11 protein-coding genes are annotated in these 13,818 nt (G+C 45.0%); 9 read left to right on the top strand and 2 right to left on the bottom strand.

Annotation, left to right across the window (positions count from 1 at the left end; translation table 11 throughout):
• The first annotated feature begins 203 nt into the window (after positions 1-203).
• From BIZ37_RS09005 to BIZ37_RS08970, 8 genes are all read left to right on the top strand, one after another.
• Positions 204-1,241, top strand: a complete 1,038-nt coding sequence (locus BIZ37_RS09005; RefSeq protein WP_255526714.1) for a response regulator — start codon at positions 204-206, stop codon at positions 1,239-1,241.
• The gene (locus BIZ37_RS09000; RefSeq protein WP_187461211.1) at positions 1,238-2,230 is read left to right on the top strand and encodes a diguanylate cyclase; all 993 of its coding nucleotides are present in this window, start codon (positions 1,238-1,240) and stop codon (positions 2,228-2,230) included. Before BIZ37_RS09005 ends, BIZ37_RS09000 begins: the two co-directional genes overlap by 4 nt.
• A gap of 146 nt (positions 2,231-2,376) precedes the next feature.
• Entirely contained in the window at positions 2,377-2,724 is a 348-nt protein-coding gene (locus BIZ37_RS08995; RefSeq protein ID WP_187461210.1) for a DUF3802 family protein, read from the top strand.
• Between the two features lie 283 nt (positions 2,725-3,007).
• Positions 3,008-5,047, top strand: a complete 2,040-nt coding sequence (locus BIZ37_RS08990; protein ID WP_255526713.1) for a methyl-accepting chemotaxis protein — start codon at positions 3,008-3,010, stop codon at positions 5,045-5,047.
• A gap of 73 nt (positions 5,048-5,120) precedes the next feature.
• Positions 5,121-5,843: a tRNA-uridine aminocarboxypropyltransferase gene (locus tag BIZ37_RS08985; protein ID WP_187461208.1), complete on the top strand. Its 723-nt coding sequence runs from the start codon at positions 5,121-5,123 to the stop codon at positions 5,841-5,843.
• A gap of 187 nt (positions 5,844-6,030) precedes the next feature.
• Entirely contained in the window at positions 6,031-6,939 is a 909-nt protein-coding gene (nagK, locus tag BIZ37_RS08980) for an N-acetylglucosamine kinase (RefSeq protein WP_187461207.1), read from the top strand.
• A gap of 126 nt (positions 6,940-7,065) precedes the next feature.
• Positions 7,066-8,316 carry a DEAD/DEAH box helicase gene (locus BIZ37_RS08975; RefSeq protein ID WP_187461206.1) on the top strand — a complete coding sequence of 417 codons (1,251 nt, stop codon included), beginning with the start codon at positions 7,066-7,068 and terminating at the stop codon, positions 8,314-8,316.
• 313 nt (positions 8,317-8,629) lie between these two features.
• Positions 8,630-9,868, top strand: coding sequence for a GGDEF domain-containing protein (locus BIZ37_RS08970; protein ID WP_187461236.1), 1,239 nt, complete (start codon positions 8,630-8,632; stop codon positions 9,866-9,868).
• 60 nt (positions 9,869-9,928) lie between these two features.
• On the opposite strand, the gene BIZ37_RS08965 is transcribed toward BIZ37_RS08970, so the two are convergent.
• Complete coding sequence (locus tag BIZ37_RS08965; protein ID WP_187461205.1) at positions 9,929-11,002, bottom strand: ketoacyl-ACP synthase III; 1,074 nt, start codon at positions 11,000-11,002, stop codon at positions 9,929-9,931.
• A gap of 155 nt (positions 11,003-11,157) precedes the next feature.
• On the opposite strand from BIZ37_RS08965, the gene BIZ37_RS08960 reads away from it, so the two are divergent.
• Complete coding sequence (locus BIZ37_RS08960) at positions 11,158-12,138, top strand: Gfo/Idh/MocA family protein (RefSeq protein WP_187461204.1); 981 nt, start codon at positions 11,158-11,160, stop codon at positions 12,136-12,138.
• Positions 12,139-12,206: 68 nt separating this feature from the next.
• On the opposite strand, the gene BIZ37_RS08955 is transcribed toward BIZ37_RS08960, so the two are convergent.
• Positions 12,207-13,577, bottom strand: coding sequence for a DASS family sodium-coupled anion symporter (locus BIZ37_RS08955; RefSeq protein ID WP_187461203.1), 1,371 nt, complete (start codon positions 13,575-13,577; stop codon positions 12,207-12,209).
• Between the last annotated feature and the right edge of the window lie 241 nt (positions 13,578-13,818).

The raw sequence follows: 13,818 nt of genomic DNA, 5'->3' as shown, positions 1-13,818 counted from the left end.
GTCTTTTCATCATACCTGTTTATCAAATATCAAAAAACCCTGCTTATGTTAAGGCTAATAAGTGAAGCACGTTGATAACCTTAAGTGGTTGAATTAATAGAATGTCATACAATGGCGTTGAATTGGTGACAAAAGGCGATCCATGTCACTCTGTCGATAATTTGATACAGCTAAAAATATAAAATTCAAATAAAGCCGTTATCATGATCATGGTGGTAAGCAATCTAGGTCATATCTTGGTGTCAAATAACAAGACAGTTTTAATTTGTGACGACTCACGGTTAGTTCATAGGGCGATGCAAAAGTTTTTTGGCGAATATGAAGGCATAACGCTTTTCTTCGCGGAAAATGGGCAGCAAGCGCTGGATCATCTTGTTCAGAATAATATTGACTTGATGTTTCTTGATTTGACCATGCCTGTGCTAGATGGCTTTGGTGTGTTGCAAAAGTTGCCTGTAAACAGTTACCCCACCGAGACTATTGTGCTGTCTGCAGACGTACAGCAGCAGGCGATTGAACGTTGTGTTGATGCTGGTGCTAAATATTTTCTGGCTAAACCTTTCACTCGGCCACAAATAGAGGCCACGTTAAAAAAGTTAGGAGTAACTTTAATCCCAAAATGCGATTTTCAAGCAGGGAGAAATAGGCGTGAAAGGAATTCTGTTGCACGAGATAATGATTATTTATATCAGTTTAAAGAAGTCGCCAATATTGCACTAGGGAGGGGGGCAGCGATTATTTCTGATCATTGCGGTGAATTTATTACGATGCCGTTGCCTAATGTCGCAATGTTAGACTGCGGTGAACTTGAAATGATGATCAGTAACCAGATCCAGCGTGCTGACTCTACTGCAGTTGCTCAAAGGTATGTTGGGGGAGGTATCCACGGTGAGGCCCTTGTATGCCTGTACGGTGAAGATATCAGCATGTTTGGTAAGCGTTTGGGATTTAGTACCTTGGATGCTAAGCAGGGCGAAGTCATTATTGATATTGCTAATTTAATGGTTTCTTCATTTTTAGTTTCTCTGACCGAACAGATGAATATTCCTTTTTCTATTCGACAACCCATTTGTCTTGAAGAGTATATGGTCAGGGGGATTACAGAGATTCCCAATGACCAACTATTTACGATCGAGTACAGCTACCAGTCTGAAAAAATGGATATGGCCTGTGATGTGTTACTGATGATGGATCACAACTCCACGCAAGTGATTAGACGATTTATGGAGACATTACAGTGAACTATCCAGAGAGCTTAGCTGATTTTCACCTGACTGCGCAGGTCATCGACAATATTGATGCCGGTGTTGTAATGCTTGATCGGGAATATCGGGTCATGACCTGGAATACCTTTATGCAGGCCTATAGTGGTATAAGCGCAGATCAGATTATGGGCATGAACATATTTGAGGCAATCCCTGATCTACCCGAAACGTGGTTGAAAAGTAAGATTCAATCTGCATTTAAGTTGGGAACGCGTTCATTTACCTGTTGGGAAGATAGGCCCTATATCTTCAATTTCACCAATTTCAGCCCTGTGACGGGGGGCATGGCAACCATGTTCCAAAACATGACGCTGACACCGCTTAAGGCGTTGGATGGGGAATATCGGCACATCTGTTTAACTGTTACCGATGTGTCAGATATCGCCAAGAGTAAAACCCACTTGCGGGAAAGTAACGCTCAGCTTACCCACCTGAGTATTACGGATAAACTTACCCAGTTATATAACCGTGGCCACTGGGAGTCTTGTTTGTCGGCTGAATTTGAACACTGTCGCCACTTCCAGCAACTATCAAGTTTGGTTATGTTCGACATCGACTACTTCAAAAAGGTCAATGATACTTATGGCCATATTGCCGGTGACGCGGTTATCAAATCCATATCCAGTTTACTAAAAAGAGCCAAGCGTCAGTCAGACATTGCTGGGCGATACGGTGGTGAAGAGTTTGGTGTCATTCTTCCCGGTACCAGCTCAGAGCTAGCTTTGTACTTTACTGAGCGATTACGCAAACGTGTCGAAGAGTCACTGGTTAAAATGGATATTCGTAATATACATGTCACTATCAGCTTGGGCGTTTGTGAATGGGCGCCTTGGATGAAGTCTTATGAGCAATGGTTGGAGTGTGCTGATAGCGCGTTATATGACTCAAAGAGACGTGGGCGAAACCAGTGTACTGTGTACCAAGCCACGACGGAACAATCCGCTACTATGCCTGATGTATCATAGGTAGCTAAGCCGAAAATTTTAATTTCGCCTATTTTATTGGTCTGATTTGTCATAAAATGACTGCTCATTATGCTTAGGCTAACTATCTGATTATCAAGATCAATGGTTCAGTCTGAATGTGGTTCATTGGAAGAGTAGATTAGATTATGGTTGTTGAATCTGAAGGTTATCATGCACTCATTGAGTACTTTACGGAGCACCTGTCGCTGTTTGAAAATGCAGAAACGGAAGGTTGTAACGAGACAGTGGAAGACGTGGTGACCGATATGATCGCGACCAATTTAATGACTGTTTTTTCGCAAAACCCCGATCTCGAAGCCGATTTCCGTTTCAAGTTAATGCAGGAAGCTGATGCGGTAATGGAAGATTTGAATGAGGTACTCGCAGGCGCGTGGAATCGTTGCCCGACCAATGAGCAAGTCCGCTTCCTTGAGGATTATGTCGGCTTAGTGAAAAACCTATTTGATAGCGCAATAAGCCAAAATGCACGATAAATAAAAAGCAGCTTTATGCTGCTTTTTTCCTTTTTATTTTCCATATTATTATTCTATTTGTGCATCATTTAATCTGTAGTGCTATGGAACAAGCTGTACCCATTGATATTACTGACTAAATTGATAATTGAAATCTAATTGTCATATTTATTGAGTAAGTTTGCCATCAAGATGTCGTGCCCATAATACGATGAAATAGTGACATAAAAATAATATGTTTCTGTTTTATGGGTGACATATACCGTCAAGATACTGGCTGAACTTAATCAGGGATATGATCAGCATGAAAAACCAGCTGCGGGGCAAAACACGTCTCTCCATCGTTGCCTCAATCCAAATCGTCTTTATGTTACTGGTTGCGACCGGTGGCTTGCTTTCCTATTTTGGCAATAACGGCCTGAAAAATGTTGCTCAGGAGTTTGAGATACTCAGCCATCAGGCTCTTCCTGTAACGATGAATAGTAGTGTTATTGTTCGGTCCTCGTTACTGTCTGCACAGCATCTTAGTGAAATAATTAACAGTTCATCGATTGAAGAGCTTGATATGGCTTCTCAGGCTTTTGGCGTTGAGCAGAAAACCATGGCTGCCGCTTTTGATGAAATGCAACGCCTAGCAGATAACAACCGGTTAGGCTGGCTAACGAACGATATACGTATCTTGAGTACTCAGGCTGAGCAGGTGGGTACGACAGCGGCTGCACTGTATCAATCGCAACAAGATATTTTAGTTAGTCAAAATAAAATTGAATCCGACAAGGCGATGATGAATTACGCTGTGTCTTCTGTTCGTGCAGAGATGAGCCGGGTCGGCACTGAAGTCTTTACCAATGACTTGGATGGCCTCAACCATGTTACTAATTTCGTGAATCACTCGCTAGAAATGGCAAGCCATCTGATGGCATTGATGCTTGAGCGGGATTTATCAAAAGCGGAAGGTATTGTCCGTAACCTGCAAAGTACTAATTTGTCGGGAATGAATTACGCATGGCGTGAAATGAATCGCCTTGATCCAAGCATCTCTGATTATACGAGTGTGATTGTTCCTCTTACGATGGTAAAAGAGTTGTTCAATGATAACGGTATCATTGCCCTGCAGCTTCAAACATTGGGGCTACAGGAAGAACAGGCTGTAAAAGTGCAGGATGCGCAACAGCAAATCGCCTCTATGGCTTCACAAATTAACACCCTAACTGATGGGGCCAACAGGTTGGTCGAACAAGGTGAGGCTGGAGTTATGGAGGCGAGTGAGAATGCAATGGCATTGTTTATTACCTTCAGTATTACGGGCCTAGTTGTCGCCATCATTGCCAGTGGTTGGATTAGCCAATCGGTAAAGCGCTCCCTGCAAAAAATTGACCGTGTTGTTGAGGCAACGAGTAACGGTGATTTGACCGTGAAGGCCACTCAGGATGCCCCTAAAGAGTTTGCCGTTTTAGGGGGGCTGCTCAATCAGTCAAACCTCAATAATAGCCAGACATTGGGCCAGCTTGTTACAAATAGCCACCAATTAAGCTCGGCTGCGGAAACCAGTCAGAAGGCGGCTTCACAATCGCGAATTGCAATCAAAGATCAGAGCGATGAACTTACCGCCATCGCGACAGCGATTACCCAACTGGAAGTATCTATCAAAGAAATTGTTGCCAGCACCTACGAGTCTGAGCAAGAGGCCAAGCAGGCCAATGATATGGCACAGCAAGGTGTCGATATTATTGATGAAAGTACGTCCCGTTTACGGCAGTTGGATGCGCGTTTTGCAGTGAACGAGACTCGCATGAAAGAGCTTGATAGCCATGTTGATAAAATCACTGAAGTGGTCGAGTTGATCAGTGCGATTGCTGATAATACTAATTTGCTAGCGCTGAACGCAGCGATTGAGGCAGCACGTGCGGGGGATCAGGGTAGGGGGTTTGCTGTAGTTGCTGATGAAGTCCGTAAGCTAGCCAGTGAAACCAATATGCAGACCGCGTCGATCCGAAACACCATCAATGAGCTTCATAAGGCTGCCCAGGAGGTGAACGATGCTATGGTTGTCAGCCGGGAAGAGATGACCTCTTCAATAGATTTAAGTAGTGAGGTCCAAGCATCAATCCATCAGATCAAATCGATGATTGCGAGCATCAATGACAAGGTGATCGCGATTGCTGCGGCGACTCAGCAGCAGGAAAACGCCTCCATTGAAGTCGGACACAGTGTTGAGCAAGTTTCCTTGAAAGCGCAGACAAACAGCCGAGAACTCAAGACGCTGGTGGAGCAAGCCGGTATGGTATCGGATGTCGCTCACCAGCAGCAGGACTTGTTGTCTAAGTACCGATTGCAGTCATAACGACGAATATTCATTGTAATCAACACAAACGCCAGTAAAATGCTGGCGTTTTTTGTTTTTAGGTAAAGCTGCTATGCGAATCCATGCTGTCCATAAGTTATATGATGAGCGTCTTGCTCGTTCTACTCGTCCATTCCTCGCCCGTGGTGGTAAAGTAGAGCGCTGCTTATTTTGCATGCTACGAAAACACTTATGTATCTGCTCCAGCAAACCTGAAATTACCTCTAACGCAGCTTTCCTGTTGGTGATGTATGACGATGAGATCCTTAAGCCAAGTAATACCGGCCGTTTAATCGCTGACTTATTTGAAGATACTTATGCTTATATTTGGTCTCGTACAGAGCCAAACCCAGACATGTTAGCATTGCTTGAAGACCCACAATGGCAACCGTACGTTGTTTTCCCTGCAGAATATGCTGCGCCGGAGCGCGTTGCTGAGCAGGTAGCGATGGAGGCGGGTAAGCGCCCATTATTCATCATGCTTGATGGCAGTTGGGCAGAGGCTAAGAAGATGTTCCGTAAGAGCCCCTATTTAAATCGGTTCCCTGTACTGTCAATTAACCCAGAGAAGCCTTCTCGTTATAAAGTACGAGAAGCATCAAAAGAAAATCAGTTAGGTACTGCTGAGGTTGCGGCGCGAATCATTGACCTGTTCGGTGAACAAAAGAATGCAGATGTGCTGGATTTGTGGTTTGATGTTTTTCGTGAAAACTATATGACGGGCAAGATGAACCGCGTGTTGCCTGAAGACAATGCGATCATTCAGTTACATGAATATATGGCGAGTTACACCTAAACCGTCGCATGGTGCAAGTGTATGATGTTGCGGTTAAAATTATGCAACATTTTGATGTTTCTTTCAGCAAACGCGATAGATAGCACCATTCAGCCCCGCTAAATCTGCACCTCGTCACAGTCTGTAGGTGTAGATATGTGGATAATTTTTTCAGTTTTGTTTTTTTCTTATTTTTTTGGAGTGCAGGATGTACTACGGCTTTGATGTGGGTGGAACCAAAATTGAGTTTGGTGCGTTTAACGAAAAACTTGAGCGTGTAGCGACTGAACGTGTACCAACACCAACTGATAACTATGACCTACTGGTTGATACTATCGCTGGTTTGGTAAGCAAATACGATGCTGAGTTTGGGTGTGAAGGCACTATCGGCCTAGGTCTGCCAGGTATGGAAGATGCTGATGATGGCACTGTACTTACAGTTAACGTACCTGCTGCTAAAGGCAAGCCTCTACGTAAAGATCTTGAAGCCAAGATTGGCCGTGCAGTAAAAATCGAGAACGATGCTAACTGTTTTGCGCTGTCAGAAGCTTGGGATGAAGATTTGCAAGATGAACCATCAGTATTGGGGTTGATTTTAGGTACTGGCTTCGGCGGCGGTTTCATTTACGATGGTAAAGTATTCTCTGGCCGTAACCACGTTGCCGGTGAGGTAGGTCATACGCGCCTGCCAATCGATGCCTGGTTCCACCTTGGTGAAAATGCACCTCTACTTGGCTGTGGTTGTGGTAAGAAGGGTTGCTTAGATAGTTACTTGTCTGGCCGAGGTTTTGAGCTGATCTACGCCCATTATTACGGCGAAGAGAAGAAAGCTATCGAAATTATCAAGGCACAGGCCGAGGGTGAAGCCAAGGCGGTAGAGCACGTTGAGCGCTTCATGGAGCTTCTGGCTATCTGTTTTGCAAACCTGTTTTCAGCCAATGATCCGCATGTCGTTGCGTTGGGTGGTGGCCTGTCAAACTTCGAGTTGATTTACGAAGAAATGCCAAAACGTATTCCTAAGTACCTACTTTCTGTTGCCAAGTGCCCGAAAATCATTAAGGCAAAACATGGCGACTCAGGTGGTGTTCGCGGTGCTGCATTCCTGAATATTAAGTAATTTATTACTCTGCTAACACTATTCGCTAACTATAAGGCACCGTATAAACGGTGCTTTATTTTATCTCACACTTACTCTACTTTTTTGCTAAAATCCCGCCTCTTTTGAAAATTGTCGGTATTGCGCATGTCTTTCCAATCCTTGGGGCTAAATAGCCAACTTGTTGAAAATGTCTCTTCACTCGGTTTCGAAGAACCAACTCCGGTGCAGTCACAGGCAATACCCGAAATTTTGGCTGGCCATGATGTACTTGCTGGCGCACAAACCGGCACGGGAAAGACTGCTGCTTTCGGGCTTCCGTTATTACATCGCCTGTTGGAAGACAACTCTGACGCGACGGAGGCCAAACAGGTCAAAGCCTTGGTCTTGACCCCAACCCGTGAACTCGCACAACAGGTTTTCGATAGCATGAGCCAATATGCTAAAGATACCGAGCTGAAAGTTGCCGTTGCTTATGGTGGCACGAGTATGAAGGTACAGGTAAAGGCGCTGGAGTCCGGTGTTGATGTCCTTGTTGCGACACCTGGTCGACTGCTTGACCATGCCCACGTCCGTACGGTTGACCTTCGCAAGGTTAACTACCTGGTACTTGATGAAGCAGATCGGATGCTGGATATGGGCTTTATCGATGACATCAAACGTATCCTTAAACGCATGCATACCCAGCGCCAGACGTCCTTTTTCTCGGCGACGTTTGGTAAGCAGGTGAAAAAGTTGGCCTATGATATTCTTGATGATCCAAAGCTAATTGAAGTCACACCGAGCAATAGCACGGCAGTTACGGTTGAGCAGATGGTTTATCCGGTTGATAAGCACCGTAAAAGTGAACTACTGGCGTACTTAATTGGTTCACGTAACTGGCAACAAGTATTGGTGTTCACCAAAACTAAGCAGGGCTCTGATGAACTTGCTAAAGAGTTGGGCAAGGATGGCATCAAGGCTGTTTCCATTAACGGGGATAAGAGCCAAGGTGCGCGCCAGCGAGCTCTTGATGATTTTAAATCCGGCAAGGCTAGGGTGCTGGTTGCTACCGATGTGGCTGCGCGTGGCCTAGATATAGAGCAACTGGAATATGTGGTTAACTACGAGATGCCTTTCAAGGCAGAAGATTACGTTCACCGCATTGGTCGAACTGGCCGAGCAGGGCAAACGGGGCATGCCATTTCATTGATGAGCCTCGATGAAGAATGGGCGTTGCGTGCAATCGAAGAGTTGTTAGATACGCGTTTGCCGCAGCAATGGCTGGAAGGCTATGAGCCCGATCCCACGATTGAGCCACCAGAGAACCGTCGACGTGGACGATCAAGTGACAAGCGCCGTGCCAAGGCGAAATCTCAAATCCATAAAAATAGAGGCCGCCACCGTCAGAGAAAATAACGGTTAATGATGCCCGTGAATTAAGTACAAAAAGCACCACTCAATGTGGTGCTTTTTTGTGTCAAAATAAACTCACAAGTTGTTTTTTTAGTGGAGTATCGTGACTGGAGCCTTGTTTTTAGCTGGTTGTTTTGCGTGGTGAAGTAATGATGTTGGTGATGAAAGCAGTTTCTGGTACTGTTTTTCGTCTTATTTCTTGTGGTAACTCATCCCTTTAATACTTCTTTATTGTCATAGGTACTCAGTGGATAACTTAAGGCGGCGTACTCGACTTGCAGCATACTTCCTGCTTACGTTTTCATCGTTAACGACTATGCTCCATTTTTTGGGTGGGTTTGACAAAATACTTGAAGTTAATGTTAGAAATGCCCTTTATTCCAGTGTCGATGACAGTACACAAGGAGGAAATACGCAATCATTTCTCGACTTTAATGGAAAGTCGGTCGTACTGAATTGTGATATTGGCGAAAAGGGAAAATGGCCTTTTTGCGAGATATCTCTAGAGCTCAACAAAAATCTCGCGGCATTGGACCTCTCATCTTTTCATTCTATGGGCATTGATGTCGATTATTTCAGCCCAGTTGATGGTGAACGACTTCGGGTGTACCTTCGCAACTTTGATCCAGCCTACTCGACTGAAGCGGATCCTGTCTCATATAAATTCAATGCCATTGAATATGCTCCAGGGCTAGACAACGGCATTAAGGTTATTCCTCTGAAATCCTTTCAGGTTCTCTCGTGGTGGATTGCCGAATACGAAGTCCCTATTGAAAACTCCAGCCCTCAGTTTGACAACATAGTTAGAATTGAAATTGCGACGGGTAGCCATATAAAACCTACAAATTACACGATTAAGCTAAACCGCTTGGTGTTTTATGGTTACTGGCTATCGGAGACGGCGTTACTTAAGATAAATATTTTGATGTGGGTAGTGACAGCTATCTATTTTTTGGTCGCAGAGCGTCGCCGTTTGGCTGAACAAGTCAATGAGATGGGAGCCAAAGCGGACTATTTGAAACAGGTGAACCAGCAACTCTACCAACAGTCTTTGGCTTTTGAAGAGATGGCGTTCACCGACAACCTGACTGGGACTCAAAACCGTCATGCCGTTGACCGGTGGTTGAAGGATATTGTCGACTTTTCGCAACGAAACTGCCATGCGCTGTCTTTGGTCTATATCGATATTGATTACTTCAAGCGTATCAACGATACCTTGGGTCATCACGGTGGCGATGAAGTGCTCAAAGAGTTTGGGCGCGTGTTAAAATTACGCGCCAGAAAAACTGATGTAGTTGTTCGCTGGGGAGGGGAGGAGTTCATTATTTTTTGCCCTGCTACGAACCTGCGCGGGGCTCGTGAGTTTGCAGAAATGGTCCGTGAAATTGTTGAAAATTATCAGTGGACGAATGGGCTTCCCATTACCTGTAGTATCGGGGTAACTGAATACCTGCCCGGAGAGGATATTGAGGCCTTTATAAAGCGGGCGGACAATGCGCTTTGCAAAGCCAAGCAACAAGGGCGGAATCGAGTTGTAGAAGTGTTTGGATCTTAGGTTATTGAGAAAAACCAGCAATGATGATTGCTGGTTTTTTATTAAGGGGTAGGAATTACTTTATTTTTTGGTGCAATGCTTAATTGCATTTTCAAGTAGTTCAGTTGCTGTCTGGTGGCATTCAGGTAGTGCGATATCGGTTTCATTTATTGGTGTGACACGTTGGCCCCACTTGATAACCGATGCCCCCCAAGTTAACCCCGCACCAAAAGCGGCAGATAAAATAGTGTCACCAGGTTTAATGCGGCCTTGTTCAACGGCTTCACATAACGCAATAGGGACGGTAGCTGCAGATGTATTGCCGTATTGGTGAATATTGATAAACGCTTTTTCTTGAGGGATCTTTGCGTGATCACACAGGGCTTCAATGATCCGTTGGTTTGCCTGATGTGGAATAACCACATCGATATCATCTTGCGTTAGGTTGGCACGGTGCAACACGGTATTGGCCGCAGTCCCCATACCGCGTACAGCGCGGCGGAAGATTTCCCTACCCACAAAGTTAAAGGCAAAATGGCCGGCATCAGGATTGAAGCGGTCCATGGCTGTGCCGAATTCTGGAATAGCCAGCACGTCTCTGCCTTCAGGATCGCAGCCGAGTTGGGCATCAAGTAGGCCTGACATTTGTGTCGAGCGACTTAATACTGCGGCCCCTGCGCCATCACCGAAAAGCACGGCAGTATCTCGCTGGCTCCAGTCTAGATACCATGAAAGGCGTTCGGCACCGACCACCAATACGTGCTGGTAGTTCCCAGCCTGAATCATCTTGGTAGCGGTTTCCAAACCATAAAGAAAACCGGTACAGGCAGCATTCATGTCAAAGGCAGCAGCCTTAGTTGCCCCGAGGTCAAGCTGTACTTTAGATGCAATATTCGGGACTAGGGTATCAGGAGAGCAGGTGGCAATAATGATTAAATCAAGCTCGGAGGCATCGACACCAGCGGCCGCGAGGGCTCTCGCGCCTGCGACTCGGGCAAGTTCAGAAGTGTTTACATGACTAATGCGTCTAGATTCTATTCCGGTACGCGTTCGAATCCATTCATCAGAAGTATCAACAAATTGGCTAAGCTCGGTATTGCTGAGCACTGTAGGAGGGAGGCATTTTCCCCATCCAGTAATTTCCGCGTAGTACATAACTTCACTCGTATTTTTATTTGGCTAAACCAAAATAAACTATAACTGACTGTTAACACAAGGATTACGGTTATTCTCTGTACAGAACTTGAGGTTATGTCAGAAGTCACTATTTGTTACACTGAGCATAGCTAATAACCATAAGGAAATAACCAATGATTCGTTTGGGTGTAATCGGTACTAACTGGATAACGGATCGCTTTATCAGTGCGGCACTATCGACTGGGCAATATCAATTGACAGCGGTTTACTCAAGAAAACTGGAAAAAGCGGCGGAGTTTGCCAGTAAGTATGGTCAAGTAGAATGTTATGACTCGTTGGACGATCTTGCAAACAGTGATGTGATCGATGCGGTATATATCGCGAGCCCCAATTCACTGCATGCTCCTCAAGCTAAAGTGTTTATCAATGCCGGTAAGCATGTCATTGGTGAGAAACCACTGGCGTCAAATATTACCGAAGTTCAGGAGTTGATCGAACTTGCTGTTGAAAAGCAGGTGCTGCTGTTTGAGGCGATGAAAGCTACCTATGTGCCTAACTTTGAAGTGATTAAAAAAGCGCTACCTAAACTTGGCCGTATCCGCAAAGCCTATTTTTCATATTGCCAGTACTCTTCACGCTATCAGAAATTCCTTAATGGTGAGAATCCTAATACGTTTAACCCTGCGTTTTCCAACGGTTCTCTAATGGACATTGGCGTTTATCCACTGAGCAGTGCCATTGCATTGTTTGGCGAGCCAAGCAGTATGACGGCGCAGGGAAGTTTGCTCGATTCCGGTGTAGATGCCCACGGCACGTTAGTGCTTCATTATCAAGATTTTGATGTCACTATTGCTCACTCAAAAGTCAGTGATGGGGTTATCCCGAGTGAAATTCAGGGAGAGCAGGGGACCTTGCTGATTGATTTTATATCAGAATGCCATGGGGTTAAGCTTTGTCGCCGTGATGAACCAGCGGTCGATTTAAGTGTTGAACAAGATGAAAATGCGATGCGCTATGAAGCAGAAGAGTTTGCCCGTTTGTATCAGGCCGGTGTGGTTAACCATGAGGGCCTATTGCGTACCCAGATAGTCAGCGCTATTACTACGCAGGCTCGAGGCATTATAGGTGTACGTTTCCCGGCAGATGAAATGTAAATCAGCCAACAAAGAAAGGGTGGTCAATGACCACCCTTTTTGATTTTGAATACTTGAACTGCTAGAGATTACCAGAACAGATATGCAAGTGCCGATAGGGCAGCAATACAAAGAATGTTCAAGTAAATTCCGACTCTCATCATGTCAGATTGCTTGATGTGACCTGAGCCAAATACGATGGCATTAGGAGGTGTTGCAACCGGAAGCATGAATGCACAAGAAGCAGCAACAGCAATTAGCGCTGACAGAATAACTGGGGATACGCCAAGTGCTTCAGCAACAGTCGCAAAGACAGGAACTAATAGTGCCGCACTCGCTGTGTTACTAGCAAATTCAGTCAGGAATACTACGAAACCTGCGATAACCAAGATGGTGAAGAACAGACCTGCTTGCTCAAGGAAGCCACTCAAGCTGTGCGCTAGGAATACACTGGTGCCTGTCGCTTTAAGTACGTTACTCAGGCAGATACCACCACCGAACAGAAGTAACACACCCCAATCCGTTGATTTTTCGATATCTTTCCATTGAACTACGCGAGATGCACCCAGCATAACGATAGCTGATAGGGCAACCAGGGTGTCGAAGTTCTTGAACCCACCCAGCATGCCATTGATTGGCTTGCTGAAGATCCACAGCATAACGGTGATACCGAAGATAATCAGAGTGGCAAGTTTGCTGTTATTCCACTCAACCGGTTTGTGATCTAATTCGAAGGTATGTTTTAGGTTTGGTTTCAGGATGAAGTAAAGCAGAGCAACGGTAATCGGTAGCAATACAATCGAGACAGGTAGGCCGAACGCCATCCACTCGGTGAAGCTCAGGCCAACTTCTGCTGCTGCGATAGCATTAGGTGGGCTACCTACAACCGTTGCGATACCACCGATACTTGCACAGTAGGCAATCCCTAGTAGTACGAAAACATAAGTACTGCGCTCACTCTTAGCGTTAACTTTATTCAATACACCAAGCACCAGCGGAAGCATCATTGCTGTTGTCGCCGTGTTACTGATCCACATTGATAGGGCAGCTGACACACCAAATAGCATGAATACAGCAACCGACATGCGGCCCTGGGCAATGAGCAGAACCTTATCAGCAATGGCTTTATCTAACTCTTGTTTGTGCAGCGCCGCAGCAAGTGCAAAGCCACCTAGGAAGAGGAAAATGATAGGGTTAGCAAAATTGCTCAGCGCTGCAGGCGTTGGGAAAATATCAAAGCCAACGGCAAGGATGGGAACCAGAATCGCAGTAATACTGACATGCAATGCTTCTGTCAGCCAAAGTACCGCAACGAAAGCAAGAATACTAAGACCAACAACCACTTCTTTTTCAAAAGGTAGGGTATTTAATAGTAGGGTAAAGAGGGCGATGTCTGCCAGCAGAATAATACTGTTCCGGTCAAACAGCCACTTGCGTAGTGTCATAGTCAAGGCTGTCATAGTTGTTTCCTTTCATCTGATTATAGTTATCACATGCAATCTTTTGCACGAAGGTGACTCGAGATGAATGTTACCAACTGTTTTGGTTTTGTTAATGGCTGTGCGTCTAATTGTTGGTCGTTTGACGGTTTGATTAAGTGAATTGTGATGTTATTAAGTGGGAATGTGTAGAAAAATACCCATTTTTATTTCTGATTTTTATTGATAAATATCATACAAATATCGCTTCATTTGCTTTTTA

The sequence above is a fragment of the Photobacterium sp. BZF1 genome (genome assembly GCF_014349205.1).
Lineage (GTDB): Bacteria > Pseudomonadota > Gammaproteobacteria > Enterobacterales > Vibrionaceae > Photobacterium.
The sequence above is the reverse complement of the archived record's forward strand: the minus strand, read 5'-3'. Positions and strand labels throughout refer to the sequence as shown.

What these genes read in the sequence shown, in the direction of transcription:
- nagK (WP_187461207.1), top strand. Translation starts at nt 6,031, where the DNA reads ATGTACTACGGCTTTGATGTGGGTGGAACCAAAATTGAGTTTGGTGCG.
- BIZ37_RS08955 (WP_187461203.1), bottom strand. Translation starts at nt 13,577, where the DNA reads ATGACAGCCTTGACTATGACACTACGCAAGTGGCTGTTTGACCGGAAC.
- BIZ37_RS08970 (WP_187461236.1), top strand. Translation starts at nt 8,630, where the DNA reads ATGCTCCATTTTTTGGGTGGGTTTGACAAAATACTTGAAGTTAATGTT.
- BIZ37_RS08985 (WP_187461208.1), top strand. Translation starts at nt 5,121, where the DNA reads ATGCGAATCCATGCTGTCCATAAGTTATATGATGAGCGTCTTGCTCGT.
- BIZ37_RS08965 (WP_187461205.1), bottom strand. Translation starts at nt 11,002, where the DNA reads ATGTACTACGCGGAAATTACTGGATGGGGAAAATGCCTCCCTCCTACA.
- BIZ37_RS08990 (WP_255526713.1), top strand. Translation starts at nt 3,008, where the DNA reads ATGAAAAACCAGCTGCGGGGCAAAACACGTCTCTCCATCGTTGCCTCA.
- BIZ37_RS08960 (WP_187461204.1), top strand. Translation starts at nt 11,158, where the DNA reads ATGATTCGTTTGGGTGTAATCGGTACTAACTGGATAACGGATCGCTTT.
- BIZ37_RS08975 (WP_187461206.1), top strand. Translation starts at nt 7,066, where the DNA reads ATGTCTTTCCAATCCTTGGGGCTAAATAGCCAACTTGTTGAAAATGTC.
- BIZ37_RS09005 (WP_255526714.1), top strand. Translation starts at nt 204, where the DNA reads ATGATCATGGTGGTAAGCAATCTAGGTCATATCTTGGTGTCAAATAAC.
- BIZ37_RS08995 (WP_187461210.1), top strand. Translation starts at nt 2,377, where the DNA reads ATGGTTGTTGAATCTGAAGGTTATCATGCACTCATTGAGTACTTTACG.